We start from the raw sequence: 19223 nt of genomic DNA on the forward strand, positions 1-19223 counted from the left end.
TCACTGGAGGTCCCCTTCCGAGGGAAAGGCGCGCTGCACGAACGACGCGATGTGGCGGTGCAGCGCCTCGGCGGCGCCGTCGGCGTCCCCGGCGAGGGCGAGCCGCAGGATCTCCTGGTGCTCGGTGGCCTCGCGGGCCCACGAGGGGTCGGCCGCCCAGGCGACGGCCGAGACGAGGGCGGCCTGGTCCCGCACCTCGTCGAGGAGGCGGCCGAGGAGCGGGTTGCCGCAGGCGGAGTACAGCGTGCGGTGGAACTCCCGGTTGGCCAGGGAGCGTTCGGCAGCGTCCTCGGCGAGGTCGGCCCGCGCCAGAGCCTCGCGCGCGGTGTCGAGCGCCGCGCCGCGCCGGACGGTGCGGCGCAGCGCCTCGGGCTCCAGGAGCAGCCGTACGTCGTACACCTCACGCGCCATGGCCGCGTCCACGGTGCGTACGGCGGCGCCCTTGTACTGGCTCATCGCGACGAGCCCGGTGCCCGCCAGCGTCTTGAGGGCCTCGCGGACGGGCGTCTTGGAGACCCCGAACTCACCGGCGAGCTCCGTCTCGACCAGGGGCTGTCCCGGTCTCAACTCGCCGGCGAGGATGCGGTGTTTGATCGCTTCGAGCACGAACTGCGTGCGCGAGGGGATCGGGGTCGGCACGGACGTCATGGGCACCCTCAGATCTCACGTATCGCGTATCACGTCTCATATATGACGTACGAAGTACGACGCGTAGAAGCTAAGAGGGCGCCACGTCTTCGTCAACGCTTCTGACAAAAGAAGCACCGACGACCTTCCCGGCGGCACCAGCGGCGCCCGAACCAGCGGGCCGCCGGAGGTAGTTGACGGCCGTAGCCGAACAGCACCTGGTTCTCCCAGGCGTTGCCGGCTGGTGCGGCGGGGGTCCGCGTGACCTCGGCAGTCGGCTAGCCGGGCAGCCTGTCGCCGATGAGGGCGAGGTTCTGGATCGCGGCGAGGGCGAACAGGGCCGTTTCGTTGGTGCTGACGCGTGGGTGCTCGTGGCCCGGCTCCAGGGTGGCGGGGCCCTCGATCCTCGTGCGTTCCCACTTCATGGCGCGGGTGTAGCCGTCGCTGTCGTGGAACTTCCGCCAGGCGCGTGCGGCCAGCTGGTCGTCCCGCAGTTGTGCTGCCGCGTACGCGTCCTGGCGGGAGTGGCCCTGGAACAGGAGCAGGCTGCCGAAGTCCTTGCCGTACCGGCCCTTCTGTTCGGTCTTGGTCGCGTTGAAGTAGCGGCAGTAGTCCAGCCAGGCCGTCCTGAAGCCGGGCAGGTCGATGAGGTCGATCAGCTCGGCGCACATCTCGACGAGGCCGAACATCGCGGAGAGGTGCGAGACGTTCACCGCGGGGTCGGCCGCGACGGCGAACTCGCCCGTGTCGAGGTCGTAGAGGCCGCTGCCCTGCACGAAGCCGTTGGGTTGCGCGGCGATGGTCCGCATCGTGGAGCGCAGCCGCGCCTCCGCCTTCTTCGCCTTCGGGCCCCGGCGCTCCCACTCGGTGAGCCACGCGCCCGCGAGGCCGCTCCAGTCGGTGCCGAAGCCGATGGACAGGGCGTGCCGGTCCGGCTCGTACGGTTCTGTGCGAACCTTGCGGAGCGGGTCGAGGGCGAGGAACGTCTCGTCGGAGTCGACGAGGGCGTGCATGAGGTCGCCGACGCGTTCGTCGGCGGTGAGGAAGTAGTAGGGGCGGCGGTAGACGGCCGTCGAGATGCGCTGCTGCTTGGCGCTGTCCGCGAAGTGCTGCACGCCGTGCCGGGTGCCGAGCCCGGCCCACTCGCCGAGGTGGTAGGCGTCGACCTCGCCGGTGTGCCGGGTCATCGCCTCGGCGAAGCGGAAGATGTCGGCGCGGCCCGAGCGCAGGTAGGCGTACCAGAGCCAGAGGTCGGGCGAGAGCTCGGAGTTGTCCCAGGCGTATCCCCCGACGTCGTACCGCCACTGGTGCCGGTCCTCATCGTAGGTGTGCATGATGTCGCCGTAGTCCCAGAAGCCGTACCAGCGGCGCTGTTCGGCCTGGTCCTTGTAGTACGTGAAGAGGAAGTCGAGGTGGTCCTCGATCTCGGCCCTCGCGGGCGTGGAGCGGTCGACGGGCGCGAAGAGCCCGCCGAAGACCTTGGCCCTGCTCAGGTGCTCGGGCGCGGCGACGAGCTGGGGCGGGGTGCGGACCGCGGCGGACCGGGCGACGAGCGCCGCGGCGGACGGTGTCGCGGCGTCGGCCCAGAACATCAGCTCGCTGGTGCGGGCGATGCCGTAGGGCGTGCCGAAGCCGGGTTCGTAGTCCTCGTAGGTGATGTTGAGGCCTTCGAGCTGCTCGGGGTACGTGTCCTGGCCCAGGCCGTCGTGGTAGAAGCGCAGGTCCATCGGGGGTGCTTCGGGGGACCAGAGCCAGAGGGTGACCTCGGCGGCGTCGCCCGCGGCTCCCCGGATGTCGAGCTGGGCGGGGTGCTTCTCCCAGAAGTCCCGCAGCCCGAAGGAGAATCCGCCGCTCACCCCGCCGACGTAACCGAAGCCGGCTGCCCGCCCGCCGCCGCCCGCGGTGATCCAGCCCCGGCCCTCCTCGGTGCGCTTGCGGAGCGTGAACCCGTCGGCGGAGAGCTGCGCGAGCGTGTAGTCGCCCCAGGTCGGGATGTACTGAAGCCTGCTGGTGACCCGCTGGTCCCAGGTGGCCGGGTCCGGCAGTTTCTCGCCCTTGACCTGCGCGGCGCGCACGGCGGCGCCCGGGTCGCGGCGCAGCCCGGTGATCCCCTTCACGGCCTCGGTGAGGAACCCCTTCCCCTCGCCCGCGATCCGGATGTGCCGGTCGTACGCCGCGTCCCGCATCGGCACGGTGAAGCGCACGCCGAGCCCGCGGATGAAGTCCTTCTCCTGGTTCCCGTCGTAGGTGATGGTGTGCACCATGCGGAAGGATTCGGCGCCCGCGTAGAAGTAGAGGCGGACGCTGAAGGGCAGCCAACTCCGCCTTCCCCTGCGGTGCTTGCCGTCGATGCGGACGACCGCGCGCACCGGCCCGTCCTGCTCGACCCGCACGTCGCCGATCTCACCGTCGAACCGCTCCCACTTCGCACTGCCCGAGTCCCCGTCGTCGACGTCGCCCTGCCGCAGCAGGACGAGCCGCCCGTCGGTGGCGACCTTCCTGCCCCCGCGCGTCACCGACCGCACGAGCCGCTCGCCGCCCTCGCCGATCACCGCCGTGATGACCCCGGTGTCCACGGTGACCTCGCGGCCGGTCCGGGAGACGGTGAGCTTCTTCTCGTACGTCGCCGGGGTCCCGGCCGCGAGCGTGAACCGTTCGGCGTCGGCGCCCCCGGGGCCGACCGCGTGTGCCGTCCACTTCAACGATCCGTCGGGCCAGTACGCGGTGGGCCAGCTCTGCACCGGAACGCCGGTGCCGTCGCCCGCGACCAGCGCGAACGTGGTGTCCGCGTCGTGCACGCCCTTGGGCCAGGGCACCCCGAAGGTGGAGCCGGGCGCGGCACCGAGCCCGCCGTCCTCCAGCCAGCGGATGTCGGCGGGGGCGCCGGCCGCAGGCGCCCCGGGCGCGTCGGCGCGGGCCTCGCCACGCCCGAGCGCCCAGCTGAACTGCGCGGCCACGCCGGCCGTGGTGGCGGCCTTGAGCAGAGATCTACGGGTTACGGGCGGCATACGATCCCTCGACTTCCTCACCGGTACCAATGCGCTGACAGGACATGGGCGCCCCTCCAGGGGCGCGGGACTCCGACATGTGCGGCTCCGCCGCGGGGCGCGACCAGCCACACGCGGCCCGCAGCCAAGAGAACAACTCAGCCGCGCCGCTCCACCGCCACCCCCGCAGCCGCGAGGACCCCCACCGCAGGAGCGGCAAGCGGCGCCGCGAACCACCCGGACACCGCCACCACGGCGAGCCCGCACACCAGCACCAGCGACCCGGCGGGGTCACGGACCGTACGGCGGACCGCGCCGGTCAGCAGCTCCCGCCAGGACGCCCCGGGCCGCCAGGCCACGGCCCCCCGCACGCCCGTGACCACCAGCACGAGCAGCACCAGCACGCCCACCACTCCGACGGCCGCCCCACCGGGCAGCTCCCCCGACCGCACGACGGACAGGTCGAGCCAGAGCAGCCCGAGCGCCGCCCACCCGGCGACCCCCACGAGCCACCCGCGCCGCACGGCGGCATCCCGCACGTCGGCGGCGAACTCCCGCCAACCGCCCGCCTCATGAGCCAGATGCCGCCGCAGGTGGGCGGCGCCCGCGGCCAGGGCGGCGGGCACCGTCACCAGCGGCAGCGCGGCGACCGCGATCCACACCCCGGTGAGCAGGCACTCGGCGAAGACCCCGAACCGTCTGCCGCGCGTGCCTGTCACTTCAGCCCCGACGTGGCCATGCCGTCGATCAGATACCTCTGGAAGGCCAGGAAGAAGGCGAGCACCGGCAGCAGCGCCACCAGCGACATCGCGATCATGCCACCGTAGTTGGCGAGGCCCTCCTGGTCGACGAACATCTTCAGACCGAGCGAAACGGTGTACTTGGAGGGGTCGTTGAGGTAGATCAACGGGCCCATGAAGTCGTTCCACGCGTTGATGAACGTGAAGATCGCGCTGGTGATCAGCGCAGGCCGGCACAGCGGCAGCACGATCGACCAGTAGATCCGCAGATGGCCGCAGCCGTCGAGCCGCGCCGCCTCGTCGAGTTCGCGCGGCAGGCTCCGCATGAACTGCACCATCAGGAAGACGAAGAAGGCGTCGACGGCGAGGTACTTGCCGAGCAGCAGCGGCGTGTAGGTGTTGATCAGGCCGAGCTTCTGGAACAGCACGTACTGCGGGATGAGGAGCACGTGGTACGGCAGGAGCAGCGTGCCGATCATCAGGGCGAAGAGCAGATTGCGGCCCGCGAACCTGATCCGGGCGAAGGCGTAGGCGGCGAGCGAGCAGGAGACCAGCACCCCCACCACCGAACCCCCGGCCAGAAAGAGGGAGTTGGTGAAGAAGGTGGTGATCGAGATGTCGGCGAGGCCGTCGGCGAGACCGGTGTAGTTGGAGACGACCGGGTCCGTCGGGAGCAGATCCAGACTGCCGACGATCTTGTCATTGGGCTTGAACGAGCCGCCGATCAGCCATACCACGGGGTAGAGGACCACGGCGAGCACGGCGAGCGCCCCGATGTGCCAGGCGAGGGAGCCGGCGCGGCCCTCACGGGCTCCGGCCGTCACACGCGACGTACTCGTCACACGCGATGTACTCGTCACACGCGTTGTACTCATCGGGCCCCCTCCTCGTAGTGCACCCAGCGCTTCTGCGACCAGAACAGGACCGCCGTGACCAGGCCGACGGCGAGCAGCAGCATCCAGGCCATGGCCGAGGCGAAGCCCATCCGGCTGTTCTCGAAGCCCTGGACGTAGAGGTAGCAGGTGTAGACGAGCGAACCGTCCGCCGGACCGCAGGCGTTGCCGCCCGCGCCACCGCCGACGATGTACGCGGAGGCGAAGATCTGGAAGGAGTGGATGGTCTCCAGGAGGACGTTGAAGAACAGCACCGGGGAAATCATCGGCAGGGTGATGTGCCAGAACCGGCGCCAGCTGCCCGCGCCGTCCATCGCGGCCGCCTCGTACAGTTCGCGCGGCACCTGTTTGAGGCCGGCCAGGAAGATGACCATCGGCGCGCCGAACTGCCAGACGGTGAGCGCCACCAGGCTGTAGATGATCCAGTCGGGGTCGCCGGTCCAGCCGCCGACGTCCACGCCGAACAGGGCGCGCTGGGTGCGGTCGACGATCGCGTCGTCCGAGAAGATCGCCTTCCAGACGACGGCGACCGACACGCTGGCGCCGATCAGCGAGGGGGCGTAGAACGCGGCGCGGTAGAAGCCCTGGCCGCGTCGCCGCTGGCTGAGGAGCAGCGCCACACCGAGTGCGGCGGCCAGCTTCAGCGGGGTGCCGATGACCACGTACCAGAGCGTCACCTCTACCGACGTGCGCCAGCGCGGGTCGCCGAACATCTCGGTGAAGTTGTCCAGGCCGACCCACGTGGGCGCGTCGAAGAGGTTGTAGTCGGTGAACGCGAAGTAGAGCGAGGCGACCATCGGGCCTGCCGTGAGCAGCAGGAACCCGGCGATCCAGGGCGACATGAAGAGGTATCCCGCGAGATTCTCACCACGCCGGCCGCGCCGCCCGCGCCGACCGCGTCCGCCAGGCCCGCCGTCCGGGTCACTCCGGCCGCGCCGGGCCGCGCCCACAGGGGTCATGGTGGCGCTCATCGGGAACCGAGGGCCGTCTTGCACTCGGCGAAATACTGCTCCACCGCTTCGCCGACCGACCGCTTCCCGAGGGCGAGTTCCTCGGCGATGCGCAGGAAGCCCGCCTCGCAGACGTCGGCGCCCGCCGGATGCGGGGTGATGGTCTCCAGGACCCCCGCGTCGACGAGGCTCTCCTCGTACGCGGCGATCTCCTTGTTCACCGACGCGATCGTCCTGTCGCTCTCCTGCGCCGGCTTGTACGCCTCGTACTGCGCCGTCGTCGTCGGCACCCCGCGGTCGTACCCCATGATCCTGGCGACCTCCGGGTCGTGCACCATGAAGTCGATGAACCGCGCGACCTCCTTGGGATGCCTGGTGCGCCGGGAGCCGCTGAGCATCAGGGAACCGAGGTACTGGCCGGTCTTCTCGCCGTCGGTCGTCGGGATGGGGGCGAGACCGTAACTGCTCTTGCCCTCGGCGGAGTAGCGGACGGTGAAGTTGTCCCAGGTGAACTCGGCGGCCGCGAGCTCGGCGGCGACCGCGGACTTGGGCTTGACCTGGGCGACCTTCTTGGGGTCGGCGTAGACACCAGACTTGACGCCCTCGTACCCCTTCGCCCACCACTCCTTCAGATCGGCCTCGGTGAAGCCCAGGCCGTCCTCGGTGAAGAAGGCCTTGCCGTGCTGGCGGAGGTAGAGGTCGTACAGGTACATGACGCCGTAGAGCCCGCTGTCGCCCGGCCGCCCGCCCCTGTCGCGGATCTTCTTCATCGCGGCGTGGAAGTCGTCCCAGGTCCAGCCCATCTTCGGGGTGACGCCCGCCTTCGCGAAGAGCGGCTTGTCGATCACCAGGGCCATGGAGTTGCTGCCGACGGGCACACCGAGCAGCTTGCCGTCGACCTCGCCGAACTTCTCCAGGCCGGCCCGGAAGCCGTCGAGCCGCAGGTTGCCCGCCTTCGCCTGCGCGTTCAGGTCGAGCAGCACATTGCGCTCGTCGTACTTGCGCAGGAAACCGATCGCGTTCTGGAAGACGTCGGGCGGATTGCCGCCCGCCGCCTGCGTGTTGAACTTCTTCCAGAAGTCGAGGTAGGGCTGGAAGTCCGTCTTGATCTTGATCTTCGGGTGCTTCTTCTCGAAGAGGGCGATCGTCTTGTTGATCCGCTGGGCCCGGTCGTCCGACCCCCACCACGCGTACCGGAGCGTGACCGTGCCGTTCCCGGACCCGTCACCGGAACCGCAGCCCGCCGCCGTCAGGCCGACGGCGGCCAGCGAGCCGCCCGCGAACTTGAGCAGGCCGCGTCGGTCAAGTTCCCCTTGTACAGGCACAGTTAGCCCCTCGAGACGCGAGTTGAATCGTTTTAGGCAAGCGCTTTCCGGGCCAACGTAGGGAGAGGGCGTTCGTACGTCAACGGTTCGGACAGGAAATTCGTCGAAGCGCTTCGCCGGGGTGCCGGCCGGAGCGGCGGGCCGGAACCGCCGCGGGGTGCGCGTCCGGCGCGTGGGTCGGCGCGGCGGGGTCGCCGGCGGCGAACAACGCCTGCGGCGCCGGGTGTCGGCGCGCTGTTGGCACGGGGCTCGCGGGAGGTGGTGGGCTTCGTGCGCGGAGAGCACACGGTGACGCACGCGCCCCCCTGCGCTGCGCCACGTGCGCCGCACCGGCGACGAAGGCGGGAGCGCGATACCGGGTGCTCGGCAGGTGGCGGGCGCCGCGGTCCCTCACCGCGCGGTCCACGGCAACGTACGGAGTACCGTGCCGCCCGGCCACGCGCGACGTCACGCCGTCCAGCTCCGCAGGTCCTTTCAGGAGGGCCCACAACCGCTGTTCCGCGAAGAGGCCCAGGCGGCCGGCCTCCTCACCCGCGTCCCACGCGACGTCGCAGCACGCCACATACAGCCCCACGTCACGGACCGGGCGTTCGGCGGCCACGCGCGCGGCGTCGCGCCGCCCAGCTCCGCAGGTCACGCCAGGGGGGCTCGCACCCGCTACTCAGCGAAGAGACCCAGGCGGACGGCCACTCCCCCACGTCCCGCGCGCCGTCGCAGCGCACCACGCCGAGCCCCGGGCCACGGGCCCGGGCGTTCGGCGGCCACGGCCAAGTACGCGAAGGCCGGGTTGCGCGTGTCCAGGACGGGCAGCCGGACGCTCCTGCTGCGCGGGCCGCCCACAACTGGCGCGGAGGCGCGGTACGGAGGCGGCCGAGGGAGTGCACGCGGCCCGCGGTCCTGCTGCGGGCCGCCCGCAAAGGGCGCGCGGACACAGGACGGAGGCGGTCGAGGGAGCGCATCGCGGCCCGCGATCCTGCTGCGGGTCGCCTGCAAAATGGCGCGCGGGGCACGGTACGGGCGCGTCCGAGGGAGCGAGCCGCGGCCCGGACGCGTATGCGGCGAGACGCCCGCTTGGCACGCCACGCCCTGGGTGCCCGCCCCGTGCGCTACGTCCGCCGTACGCCGCCCTCACCCATAGGCCGGGCCGCCCCCGGCATTCCCCCTCCCCGACGGCGACGGTCCACCACAGGCGCCCAGCCCAACAGCGGCCCACCCACCCGACGCACCTACGGCGAGACACCCGCCAAGCACGCCACACCCAGGGCGCCCCCGGCGCTACATCCGCCGCACGCCCGCCCTCACCCGCCGGCCCGGCCGCCCCGACATGCCCCCTCCCCGACGCCTCCACCGCAGGAGACCAGCCCGACAGCAGCCCCCCCCAGCCGACGCGCCTGCGGCGAAACGCCCGCCAGGCGCGCCACACCCAGGGCCCCCGGCGCTACGCCCGCCGCCGACCCGGCGTGCCCCCCTGCCCGACGCGCCCACCGCAGGAGGCCGACCGGACAGTGCTCCCTGCCCGCCCCAGCCCGGCATGAATCGATTCATCCGAGGGCCCTCAGCGGGGCCCTCCCGCTACCCCTTCGACGCGCCGTCGGTCGCACGGCTGGGGAGTGGGAGTTCTCCCGTGTCGACGACGTGCCGGGCGACGGTGGTCAGCAGGAGGCGGTGGTGGCGGGCGTGGCGGCGCATGACGGTGAAGGCCTCGTCGGGGGCGATGGTGCGGTGGGCGGCGAGGAAACCCTTGGCCTGCTCGATGACGATGCGGCTGTGCAGAGCAGTGTGGAGCTGGCCGTTGACGGTTTCGGCCTGCCGCAGGGTGCGGGCGTGGAGCAGCCCGATGGTGGCCGCGTCGGCGAAGGCCTGGGCCATGGCGAGGTCGTCGGCGGGCAGCGGACTGTCGACGGTGCGCAGGAGCAGCAGGCTGCCGAGGGTCTCCCGGCGAAGCCGCAGGGGGACCGCGCTGGCGTAGGCGTAGCCGGATGCGCGGGCCAGCGCGGTGAAGTCGTGCCAGTCGGCGGGGGCGTTGGCGAGGTCCCCCGGCGCGACGGTGTCGGCCGCGCGGTAGGCGTCCAGGGCCGGGCCCTCGCGCAGGGCCAGCTCCAGCAGCCCGGCCAGGGCGGGGCTGGGGTCGCACGGGGCGGGACTGTACAACTGTGGACCGGGGTAGGCCAGCAGGACCGCGACGTCGGTGACGGCGAAGATGTCACAGCAGCGGACGGTCAGTTGCTGCAGAAAGTCGATGACGTCGAAGTCGGCGACGAAGGTGTCGGCGAGTTCGACGAAGGTGTCGGCGATTTTACGTTCTCGGCTCATGCCTTGACTCCTCGGTGCACGGGCGCCTTTCGGCGGCCCGCACCGGACAGCGGGTTCACGACGGCAGCTCCCGCAGGATCTCGCGGGCTGCCTCGGTCAGGGGCCGGCCGGAGGCGTAGGCCCGGGCGCGCAGCCGGATCAGCGCCTCCTCCAGTGGCACACCGAGCCGGTAGCTGAGCACGCCGGTGGCCTGGTGCACCTCCGCCCAGTGCAGGTCGACGGCGCCCGCCCGCCCCGGCCCGCCCTGGGGGGCTTCGGTGCCCGGCTGCCAGGCCAGCAGCCGGCCGGTCAGGGCGTCGGCCACCCGCAGCCCGTCCGCCGCTTGCCGCGTGGTCAGGGGTCCCGGCGACCGGCGGTATCCGGTCAGCGTGCCGAACAGTGCCGCCCCCGTCCTGACGGGCCACACGAACACGGCCCGCACGCCCAGGGCCTGGGCCTCGGCGGCGAACTGCCCCCACTGTCCACCCGCGTCCGCGCCCAGGTCCGCGACCTGGCACGGTCCTTCGCTCAAGTTCCCCGTTATGCCCGGTCCCTGCCCCAGGGTGAACTGCGCGTCCAGCAGCCGCGCGCTGGTGTCGTCGCTGAACCACACCAGCTCCGCGCCCCACCGCAAGGAGACCGCGATTCCCTCCAGCCCCAGCGCATGCGCGCATCGCACCGCCCACATGCGGTGCTCCCCGGCTTCGGCGGCCCGCTCCAGACCGGCAATCAGCTCCTGCACAGACACCTGGTGCCCCATCACTGAGCCTTCCACGCCGAAAAGCGAACCGGCTCTGGAGAACGGCTACGTTCCGTAGTCGAAACCTACTCCTCTCCACCCGACGGGAGGTGCCTTCGCACATAACGGTCCCGGGCCGGCGCGCGATCACCCATGAGTGGGTACCGTGCGGCAACGGAAACCGAACGGGGAGGCACTGTGGCGCTGGTGGATCAACTGCCCGCTCTCATAGGCGTCGTGATCGGCACGCTCGGCTCGTACGCCGTGCAGAGCCTGACCGAGCGTCGCCGGTGGACGCGGCAGCGGGAGGAGCGGTGGGACGAGAAACGCTTCGAGACCTACGGCCGTTACGGCAACGCCCTCAAGTCGCAGCTCCGCATCGCCCAGCGCATCGGCGCCGCCATCGGATTCGCCGACGTGGCCGACCCGTTGCAGCCGGCCGAAGGGCTGCCTCTCCTCGCCGAGGCGGAGTCCCACCGCGCGACGGAGTGGGAGTCCGTGCTGCTCGTCGGGGATTCGGCGACGATCGCGGCGGCGCGGCGCTGGCACGAGATGGTCTGGACCGTCGAACTGCTCGTGCGGGAGGGCCCTGTCGACGACCGGATGTGGGCCAGGGCCCATCAGCTGACGAGCGCGGCGCGCGACGCCTTCTACGAGAGCGCGCGGCGGGACCTCGGCATCGCGGGGGACCCGCCGCCGCCGGGAGAGTGGCCGCGGTCGTGGCGGGCGGAACTCTCCTCCGGCGACGCGCTGCCGGACAGACCGCAGCCTCAGCCCTAGCCGCCTGGCCGCCTCGGTCCGCCTGGCCGCCTGCCCGCCGAGCGCCTAGCCGTTACGGGCGGCCGTCGCCGGTTCCGCGCTGCGGTGGTCCTGCAGGTGGTAGACGTTGAACGCCTTGCGGATGACGGGCTGGGCGACATTGCGCACCGGTACGCCGCCGTTGGTCATGCCGTGCTCGGTGCCCGCGTGCGCGTGGCCGTGGACGGCCAGGTCGGCGCCCGCCTCATCGACCGCCTCCGCCAGCAGATAGCTGCCGAGGAACGGGTAGATCTCCAGGGGTTCGCCCGCGAGCGTGTCCGGCACGGGCGCGAAGTGCGTGAGCGCCACCCGTGTGCCGCAGCCCTGCTCGGCCAGCTCCTCCAGCGAGGTCCGCAGGCCGTCGGCGCAGCGCCGGGTGTACCGGATGAACTCCTTCATCAGGGGTTCACCGAATTCGCTTCCGCTGCGGCCGACGAAGCCGCCGCCGAACCCCTTGGTGCCTGCGATGCCCACCCGTGCCCCGTCGACGTCGACGACCGTGCCCTCCCCTTCGAGGACCCGTACGCCCGCTTCGCGCAGGATGGCGGTGACCTTCTCGGGCTGCTCGTCGTGGTGGTCGTGGTTGCCGAGCACGGCGACGACGGGCACCGGCAGGCCGGTCACCTCCTGGGCGACGATCCGCGCCTCCTCCGGAGTGCCGTGGCGGGTGAGGTCCCCGGCGAGGAGCAGCAGGTCCGCGCAGTTGTGCAGCGTCTCGAAGGCGGGCCTGAGCATTCCCTGGCTGTCCAGGCCCATGTGGATGTCCCCGACGGCGGCGATGCGGATCATGACACTTCCTCCGGGTGGTCCGGTGCTGCAGACTCGGTCACCACGACGTCGAAGTGGACGGTCTGGCCTGCCAGTTCCTCGTTGACGGTACGCAGCAGCTCTTCGCGGCAGTGTGTCGTGGGCACGGTCCCGACGACCGCGACGGACGAGCCGCGGGACTCGACGCGGATGCCCAGTTCGCCGAGTTCCTCCGCGGCGAGCCGTTCCTTCAGATGGGCGATGCGGTATTCGACGTGGGCGTGGTCGTTCATCGGTCTGCTCCTCGCGGTGCGATGACTTCCAGGCGTTCCAGCAGGAAGAGGAAGGCGGCGGGCATCGGCACGTTTCCGTACTCGCCGCGGAGCGCCTCCCAGTCGACCTTCTCCCGCAGCTGCCGTGCGATCGGCAGGACGGCGCCGAAGTCGCAGTGGTGCTCGGAGAAGGCGGCGAGCAGGGCCCGCACCAGGTCGGTCGGCGACAGGACCGGCATGTGCACCGAGTCCATCGGCAGTTGTACGGCGCGGTCCAGGAGCTCCGTGGTGACCGGCTGGGCGGCCAGTTCGAAGATGAGGTCGATGTCCTGGCCCAGGCACTTGGCCTTGAGCAGCCAGTCCTCGGGCGGCGCGTACACCGTGAGGCCCGCCTCTTCCAGTGAGGCCGCGACCGCTTCGGCGTCCTCCGGCCTGATGCAGAAGTCGGCGTCGTGCTGGAGGTTGCCGGTCCCGCCGTGCGCGTACACGGCGACGCTGCCGGCCAGGGCGAAGTCGTGGTCGCGCCGCTTGAGGATTGCGGCGACCTGCTTAGCCGCCTCCAGGATTGCCTGGTGCAGGTCGGGCGGCAGCTCCTCCGCGGGCGCCTCGTGCGTGGATCCCCCGGCCGGTGGTCCCGCCGGGCACGGCGCGGTGGCCCGGCGCCGCGCGTCGGGCGTGGTGTCTTCTGCGTTCGACGTCACCTTCTGCTCCGTTTCCGGAGACGGGCCCCCGCACCGTTCGCGCGGTCCCGTGGTCTCCGACGATCCCTTTCCCAGGCAGCACCGGTACCCGGGCCACCGGGTTCGACACGGGCCTGGAGGCATGTGATGCGGGGCGCCGCGGACACGGCGGGCCCGCGGGCCGGCCTCAGGGGCGCCGCCACTCGTCGCTGCGCAGGTGCGATCCCGCCTGCGGGCCCATGCGCACCATGCCGCCGTCGGCCACCCAGGACGCGCCCGTCACGTACGAGGCGTCGGGCCCGGCGAGGAAGACGATGACGGCGGCGATCTCCCGGGCGTCACCGGGCCTGCCGAGCGGAATGCCGGGGCGGTGCTCGCTGTGCACGTCCGTGTCCTCCTGCCCGGTCATGGGCGTGGCGATCTCGCCGGGCGCGACGGCGTTGACGGTGATGCCGTGCTCCGCGAGCTCCAGGGCCATGACCTGCGTCAGCAGTCCGAGGCCGCCCTTGGCGGCGCAGTAGGGGGCCGCGCCGACCCGGGGCTGGTGCTCGTGCACCGACGTGACGTTGACGATGCGGCCGCCGTCGCCCTGCCGGATCATGCGGCGCGCGGCGTGCTGGCCGCACAGGAAGGGGCCGATCAGGTCGACGTCGACGACGCGCCTGACGTCGGCGTGTTCGAGGTCGAGGAAGGGGGTGGCGGTGCCCGTTCCCGCGTTGTTGACCAGGACGTCGATGCGGCCGAGGCGCTCGGCGAGGTCGTCGACGACCTGCGCGGCATCGGGGAGCCGGGTCAGGTCCATTTGGGCGACGGCCGCGCGGCGGCCGTGCCGGCCCACTTCCTCCGCCGTGCGCTCGGCGCCCTCCTCGTCGGAGTGCCAGGTGATCCCGACATCCATTCCGGCCGCCGCGAGCCGGACGGCCGTGGCCCGGCCGATGCCGGAGTCCGCGCCCGTGACGACGGCCACTCCGGTGCCGGAGGCGGTGGGGACGGTCATGGGTCCTCCTGTTCGTCGAACGGATCGCTCGGCGGATCCCTCGTCGGATCGCTCATCGCCCTCTGTCCAGCTTCGGGCAGCCACGCGCTTCGCGCGCATCGCGCGCCCGTGTGCTGCTCGTACGCTGGGAGGCCGGAGGTGGTCCCGATGGTCAGGGCGGTGCGGTACGCGGTGGCGGCCTCGGGCCAGTGGGTCGACGAGGAGGACGGCCGGGAGCGGCTGCCCGCCGGTGAGGCGCACGCGTGGCAGCCGGGCAGGAACGAGACCGTCTGCGGGCTCTCCCTGAGCCGCTCCCGCCTCACCCGTTTCCCGCACGTGCCGTGGACGGACGCCATCCCGGAGTCCGGCGGTTCGGCCGACCGCGTACAGCGGCTGTGCCACCGGTGCGCGTCTGTGGCGGGCCGCGCCGGGGCGGACGCCCGGCCGCCGTGGCGCCGGACGAATCCCCGCCCGTGACCCGGGAGCCGGTGGCGGCTCCTGGTCCGGACGGGCTCCGAGAGGCCGGTGGCGGCTCCACGACCTAGTACGCCGGTGGCAGGTCCTCGTCCGGGACGACGTGGACCGCCGCCTCCTCCGCGCCCGCCGCGCCGCCGTCGATGCCCTCGTCCCTGGCAATCACCTCTTTGGTGGTGTCCGGGTGGGCGCCTTCGTCGGGGGCCACCAGGCGGCCCGCACGCTCCTGTCCCGCCTCCGGGTCCACGGGCTCGCCGTCGCCGTCCGGCAGGTCGCCGATGGTGTCGCGGACGGGCTGCTCGGGGTCGGGCACCTCGGTGTCCGGCACCTCCTGCCGCAGCCGCTCGTCGAGCGTCTCGCCCTCGTACTGCTCGGCCGCCGTGGTGCCGGTCTTGGTGACGCCCAGCGGCTTCTCCGGCGGCGAGTAGCCCTCGTCGAGCATGTCGTCGTACGTACGCTCGTCCACCGCGTCCTGGAGGTCCAGCGGAGCCGCGTCCGCCTGCTCCTCGTTGTCGCCGGTGGGCTGGTAGGCGTCGTCCGCCATGTTCTGGTCGCTCATGACTACCTCGCGCTTCGGGGTCTCGGGGGTGTCGCGCTCGCCCTCTCATGGTCGCGCTCAGCCTCCAGGGTTGCCCGCGAGACGCTGCCCCAAACGATCTGCCCCGGCCCCCGTCGCGGTCCTACTCGGTGTGCATGATCTGGATCAGGTTGCCGCAGGTGTCGTCCAGGACCGCGACGGTGACCTTGTCCATCCGCACCGGCTCCTGGGTGAAGCGCACCCCCAGCCCGCGCAGCCGTTCGAACTCCGCGGTGACGTCGTCCACGGCGAAGGCGGCCGCCGGGATGCCGTCCGCGACCAGCGCGTCCTTGTACGGCTTCACCGCGGGGTGCCCGTCGGGCTCGAGGAGCAGCTCCGTCCCGTCAGGGTCCTCCGGCGAGACCACGGTCAGCCACCAGTCGTCGCCGATCGCGACCTTGGACTTCGCCACGAAGCCGAGGACGTCGGTGTAGAAGGCCAGGGCCTTGAGCTGGTCGTCGACGAATACGCTGGTCAGGTTGATTCTCATGGGGTGCTCTCCGGTGCGTCGGGCCTGAGCCATCTGTGCATGACGCGCTCAAGGGGTGCGGTGTCGAGGTCGTGGAACTTGTAACGGCCCTCGCGGCGGGTGAGGACCAGGCCCGCCGTTTCGAGTACGGCGAGGTGCTGGCTGATCGCCTGGCGGGACAGCCCCAGGCCGTGCTTGGTCGCCAGCCGTGCGCAGATCTCGAACAGCGTCTGGCCGTTCCGGTCCACGAGCTCGTCGAGGATGCGCCGACGGGTGGGATCGGCCAGCGCCTTGAAAACATCCTCTTCCATGACCCGACCATATGCAAGCAGCGACTTGCCTATCAAGCGGCCGCCCGTCAGGAGGCCGCGAGCACCAGCCACCGCGACGGCAGCTCGATGCGCGTGCCGTCCGCGGCGAACTCCGTCGTCGCCAGCGGCAGCTCACCCGCGGCGACGATCGTGAGCCCGGCCGACGCGACGTACCCGTCCACCGCCGCGTCGACGACCTCCGCGGGCGCGATCCCGTGCGCGAAGACCGGCGCCAGCTTCGGCGGCGGCCCCGCGGGGCTCCGCACGAGCCCCAGCAGCACGGACCGCGCCGCCTCCGAGAGCTCGACGACGAAGGCGCGCCCGCGCTCGCCGAGCAGCGTGGCGACACCGTCGAGCAGCGGCTGCCGGCCGGCGGGCTCGCACTGGTGCAGGACGCCCCGCATGTACACGTTCATGTCGCCGACCTCGGCGTGCAGCTGCTCCGTCTCGCGCCTCTCGCCCGCGTCGAGCTGCCGGAAGTCGACCTGCCCTGCCGCGTCGGCGCGCCGGGCGTGGCCGAGGGCGGCCGCCGACAGGTCGACGCCGAGGACGCGCGGGAAGCGGTCGGCGAGGAAGCGCGTCTGGGTGCCGTTGCCGCAGCCGATGTCGACGACGGGGAGTCCCGCGGCGGTCATGTGCGGTTCGAAGAGCGCGAGGTGGAGGCCCGCGGTGAGGGCCGGCTCGGCGTCCCAGAAGACCGCACCGGGCTCGTCGGGCGCCTCCCGCCAGAACCCCTCCCACGCCTCTCTGTACCGGCTCGTGACGCTCATGTCCGTACTCCCCGGGGTGCGACGAGAGCCGCCGATGCCGACGACGAGATCGGTCTATCGCGCCCGGGGCGCACGGACAACCACCCGCGCACTCCTTCTAGCGGCGAGGGAGCGGCAGTTCGCACCAGACCGTCTTGCCGGCGCGCGTGCGGCTCGTGCCCCACTCCCCCGCCAGCGAGCTGACGACGCGCAGGCCGCGCCCGAACTCGTCGCCGGGGCCCGCGCTGAGCAGCGTCGGCAGGGTCTGGTCGTCGTCCTCGACCTCGCACACCAGCGCCCCGGAGCGGACGAGCCGCAGGTCGATCCTGTTGCTGCGGGAGTGGCGCACGACATTGGTGACGAGCTCGCTGACGAGCAACTCGGCCGTCTCGGAGAGGGGTTGCAGGGACCAGGCCCGCAGCTGGGCGCGGACCATCTCGCGGGCCCTGCCCACTTCGGCGGGGTCGACGGCGAGCCGCCAGTGCGCGACGTTCTCCATCGAGATGCCGTTGAGCCGGGCCATCAGGAGCGCCACGTCGTCCTTGCGGCCCTCGCGCGGGTTGAGGGCGCGGATGATGGTGTCGCAGGCGTCGTCCATGGAGGCGGCCGGGTGCGCGGCCGACTCGGTGAGCGTGGCGAGACCGACGCCGATGTCCTCGCCGCGCACCTCGACGAGGCCGTCGGTGCACATCAGCAGCCGGTCGCCGGGCGCCACGCGCACCACGACCGACTCGAAGGGCACACCGCCGACGCCGATGGGCGCCCCGGTGGGCAGGTCGAGGAGTTCGCTGCGGCCGTCCGCGGCGCGGACCAGGACGGGCGGGATGTGGCCTGCGTTGGCGAGGTGCAGCTCGCCCGCGATCGGGTCGTAGACCGCGTACAGGCATGTCGCGAGGTAGTGCTCGCCGAGGCGCTGCGCGAGGTCGTCGAGGTTGCGCAGGAGCTGCTCGGGCGGCAGGTCGAGGGCGGCCATGGTCTGTACGGCCGTGCGCAACTGGCCCATCATCGCGGCGGAGTTGAGGCCGTGGCCCATCACGTCGCCGACGACGAACGCGGTCCTGGAGCCGGGCAGCTTGACGGAGTCGAACCAGTCGCCGCCGACCCGGCCGAGGAGCGTTCCCGGCAGATAGCGGGTGGCGATGTCGCAGCCGGGCATCCGGGGCTGGATGTGCGGCAGCATGCTGTCCTGGAGGGTGTCGGCGACGCTCTCCTGGTACGTGTACATGCGGGCGTTGTCGAGCACGAGGCCCGCGCGGGCGGCCAGTTCGGCGCCGGTGACGCGGTCCATGTCGTTGAAGACGGGCCGCTCCCGGTGGCGGAGCAGGATCATGAAGCCGAGCACCACATTGCGCGCCTTGAGCGGTACGACGAGCATCGAACGGTGGTTGATCAGCGGGCGGATGTCGCGCTTCTCGAACTGGGAGGCGATGGCGTTGCCCATCTCCTCGGTGATGCGGGGCACGAGCACCGGGTCGCCGGAGGTCATGCACTGGAAGAAGGGCGTGTGCGCGGGGAACGGCATGGACTCGCCGACCGGCACCACGTCGTCCCAGCGGCCCGGCTCGTCGGTGTGCTCGACCGCGACCCGGTGCCACATCGTGGTCTCGTCCGGCGCGCCCTCGGGGAAGCCCTCGCCCGCGACGACCTGCTCGCGGAGGTAGGTGCCCGCCACGTCCGTGAAGCGCGGCACGACCGCCCTGCTCACCTCGATGATCGTCCGCGACAGGTCGAGCGAGGAGCCGATGCGCCCGCTGACCTCGTTGAGGAATTCGAGGTGTTCGCGGACGGCGGCGTAGTTCGAGGTCCTCGCCCTCGTCGTCCACCGCTTCCGGGGTCACCGGCAGTCCGCGGGCGGCCGCCTGCGCGGCGCGCTCCCTGCGCTCCTTGCGCTCGATCCGGCGGGCGACGCCCCAGTCCGGGGTGACGGGCACCCGGTCGTGCCTGCTGAACTCCAGGACGGGATAGCCCAGTTCGAGGACCTGGGCGACGATGCGGGCGCTTTCCTCCACGCTCATGCTGGGCAGGATCTCGGGGAGCCTCGCGGCGAGCTCGTCCGCGCCGGGGAAGTCGGTGTGCAGCGCGAAGCCCGGCGCGATCCGCTCGACCTGCTCGTCGCGCTGGTCCCTCTCGTCGCGCTCGTCCCGTCCGCCCCGCTCGCCGTCCGGTCCGTCGGCCGCGGCCAGTCGCGCGGCGTCGGCGGCGAGCACGAGGAGCCGCTCGGGGCCGGGGCCCACCAGGGGGTACGCCCACCACAGCACGTCGACCCGGGCGCGGCCGCGGACACCGCCCGCCCCGCCCGCCGAGCCGGTCAGCCGGGCACGCCCGGCGGCCGGGTAGGAGATGCGTCCGTCGAGGGAGGTCTCCAGGTCGGGGCCGAGTCCGTCGAAGGCTCCATAGGACCCGCGGTCCTCCGGGATCGCGCCGTGCACCGGGAGCAGATCGCCCACGGGACGGCCGACGGCCTCCTCCTTGCCGTACCCGAAGAGGCGGCGCGCGCCGACGCTCCAGTGCGAGACGAGCCCGGCACCGTCGACGACGACCACGGCCAGCGGAATGCGGCCGGACGCGGCACTCTGCGCCGGTGGCTCGCCCGGAGTGCCTCGTTCCATGGCTCATG

Annotated in this window: 18 protein-coding genes and 1 pseudogene; 2 read left to right on the plus strand and 17 right to left on the minus strand. The window is 72.0% G+C overall.

What is annotated here, in order from left to right; translation table 11 throughout:
• The 8 genes from ACZ56E_RS33810 to ACZ56E_RS33845 all read right to left on the minus strand — a co-directional run bounded on the left by ACZ56E_RS33810 (position 1) and on the right by ACZ56E_RS33845 (position 10562).
• Complete coding sequence (locus tag ACZ56E_RS33810) at positions 1 to 648, minus strand: GntR family transcriptional regulator (protein ID WP_471220110.1); 648 nt, start codon at positions 646 to 648, stop codon at positions 1 to 3.
• Positions 649 to 905: 257 nt separating this feature from the next.
• A complete protein-coding gene (locus ACZ56E_RS33815) occupies positions 906 to 3635 on the minus strand; it encodes an exo-rhamnogalacturonan lyase family protein (protein WP_471220112.1) in 2730 nt (909 codons plus the stop codon).
• A gap of 137 nt (positions 3636 to 3772) precedes the next feature.
• The gene (locus ACZ56E_RS33820) at positions 3773 to 4333 is read right to left on the minus strand and encodes a hypothetical protein (protein WP_471220115.1); all 561 of its coding nucleotides are present in this window, start codon (positions 4331 to 4333) and stop codon (positions 3773 to 3775) included.
• Entirely contained in the window at positions 4330 to 5229 is a 900-nt protein-coding gene (locus ACZ56E_RS33825; protein WP_471220117.1) for a carbohydrate ABC transporter permease, read from the minus strand. Before ACZ56E_RS33825 ends, ACZ56E_RS33820 begins: the two co-directional genes overlap by 4 nt.
• Positions 5226 to 6206 (minus strand): carbohydrate ABC transporter permease, encoded by a 981-nt coding sequence (locus tag ACZ56E_RS33830; protein ID WP_471220119.1) that lies wholly within the window; start codon positions 6204 to 6206, stop codon positions 5226 to 5228. The genes ACZ56E_RS33825 and ACZ56E_RS33830 overlap by 4 nt, the downstream gene beginning before the upstream one ends.
• An 8-nt stretch (positions 6207 to 6214) precedes the next feature.
• The gene (locus ACZ56E_RS33835; RefSeq protein WP_471220121.1) at positions 6215 to 7522 is read right to left on the minus strand and encodes an ABC transporter substrate-binding protein; all 1308 of its coding nucleotides are present in this window, start codon (positions 7520 to 7522) and stop codon (positions 6215 to 6217) included.
• 1572 nt (positions 7523 to 9094) lie between these two features.
• On the minus strand, positions 9095 to 9835 hold the full coding sequence (locus ACZ56E_RS33840) for an ANTAR domain-containing protein (RefSeq protein ID WP_471220123.1): 741 nt from the start codon (positions 9833 to 9835) through the stop codon (positions 9095 to 9097).
• A 55-nt stretch (positions 9836 to 9890) separates the two neighbouring features.
• The gene (locus tag ACZ56E_RS33845; protein WP_471220126.1) at positions 9891 to 10562 is read right to left on the minus strand and encodes an ANTAR domain-containing protein; all 672 of its coding nucleotides are present in this window, start codon (positions 10560 to 10562) and stop codon (positions 9891 to 9893) included.
• A gap of 189 nt (positions 10563 to 10751) precedes the next feature.
• On the opposite strand from ACZ56E_RS33845, the gene ACZ56E_RS33850 reads away from it, so the two are divergent.
• The gene (locus tag ACZ56E_RS33850; protein ID WP_471220128.1) at positions 10752 to 11333 is read left to right on the plus strand and encodes a hypothetical protein; all 582 of its coding nucleotides are present in this window, start codon (positions 10752 to 10754) and stop codon (positions 11331 to 11333) included.
• A gap of 45 nt (positions 11334 to 11378) precedes the next feature.
• Here the strand turns inward: ACZ56E_RS33850 and ACZ56E_RS33855 are convergent, their stop codons facing one another.
• From ACZ56E_RS33855 to ACZ56E_RS33870, 4 genes are all read right to left on the minus strand, one after another.
• Entirely contained in the window at positions 11379 to 12140 is a 762-nt protein-coding gene (locus ACZ56E_RS33855) for a metallophosphoesterase family protein (RefSeq protein ID WP_471220130.1), read from the minus strand.
• Positions 12137 to 12391: a hypothetical protein gene (locus tag ACZ56E_RS33860; RefSeq protein ID WP_468603177.1), complete on the minus strand. Its 255-nt coding sequence runs from the start codon at positions 12389 to 12391 to the stop codon at positions 12137 to 12139. Before ACZ56E_RS33860 ends, ACZ56E_RS33855 begins: the two co-directional genes overlap by 4 nt.
• Positions 12388 to 13071, minus strand: a complete 684-nt coding sequence (locus ACZ56E_RS33865) for a nucleotidyltransferase family protein (RefSeq protein ID WP_471220132.1) — start codon at positions 13069 to 13071, stop codon at positions 12388 to 12390. The genes ACZ56E_RS33860 and ACZ56E_RS33865 overlap by 4 nt, the downstream gene beginning before the upstream one ends.
• Positions 13072 to 13237: 166 nt before the next feature.
• Positions 13238 to 14047 carry an SDR family oxidoreductase gene (locus tag ACZ56E_RS33870; protein WP_471220134.1) on the minus strand — a complete coding sequence of 270 codons (810 nt, stop codon included), beginning with the start codon at positions 14045 to 14047 and terminating at the stop codon, positions 13238 to 13240.
• A gap of 147 nt (positions 14048 to 14194) precedes the next feature.
• On the opposite strand from ACZ56E_RS33870, the gene ACZ56E_RS33875 reads away from it, so the two are divergent.
• Entirely contained in the window at positions 14195 to 14503 is a 309-nt protein-coding gene (locus tag ACZ56E_RS33875) for a hypothetical protein (protein ID WP_471220136.1), read from the plus strand.
• Positions 14504 to 14567: 64 nt separating this feature from the next.
• On the opposite strand, the gene ACZ56E_RS33880 is transcribed toward ACZ56E_RS33875, so the two are convergent.
• The 5 genes and pseudogenes from ACZ56E_RS33880 to ACZ56E_RS33900 all read right to left on the minus strand — a co-directional run bounded on the left by ACZ56E_RS33880 (position 14568) and on the right by ACZ56E_RS33900 (position 19215).
• A complete protein-coding gene (locus ACZ56E_RS33880; RefSeq protein WP_471220138.1) occupies positions 14568 to 15059 on the minus strand; it encodes a DUF5709 domain-containing protein in 492 nt (163 codons plus the stop codon).
• A 121-nt stretch (positions 15060 to 15180) separates the two neighbouring features.
• Complete coding sequence (locus ACZ56E_RS33885; protein ID WP_471220140.1) at positions 15181 to 15567, minus strand: VOC family protein; 387 nt, start codon at positions 15565 to 15567, stop codon at positions 15181 to 15183.
• The gene (locus ACZ56E_RS33890; protein WP_468603165.1) at positions 15564 to 15857 is read right to left on the minus strand and encodes an ArsR/SmtB family transcription factor; all 294 of its coding nucleotides are present in this window, start codon (positions 15855 to 15857) and stop codon (positions 15564 to 15566) included. Before ACZ56E_RS33890 ends, ACZ56E_RS33885 begins: the two co-directional genes overlap by 4 nt.
• Positions 15858 to 15904: 47 nt before the next feature.
• Positions 15905 to 16627: a class I SAM-dependent methyltransferase gene (locus ACZ56E_RS33895; RefSeq protein ID WP_471220142.1), complete on the minus strand. Its 723-nt coding sequence runs from the start codon at positions 16625 to 16627 to the stop codon at positions 15905 to 15907.
• 97 nt (positions 16628 to 16724) lie between these two features.
• A pseudogene (locus ACZ56E_RS33900) lies at positions 16725 to 19215 on the minus strand (SpoIIE family protein phosphatase).
• Positions 19216 to 19223: the final 8 nt, after the last annotated feature.

Source organism: Streptomyces sp. NPDC039480 (assembly GCF_055597165.1).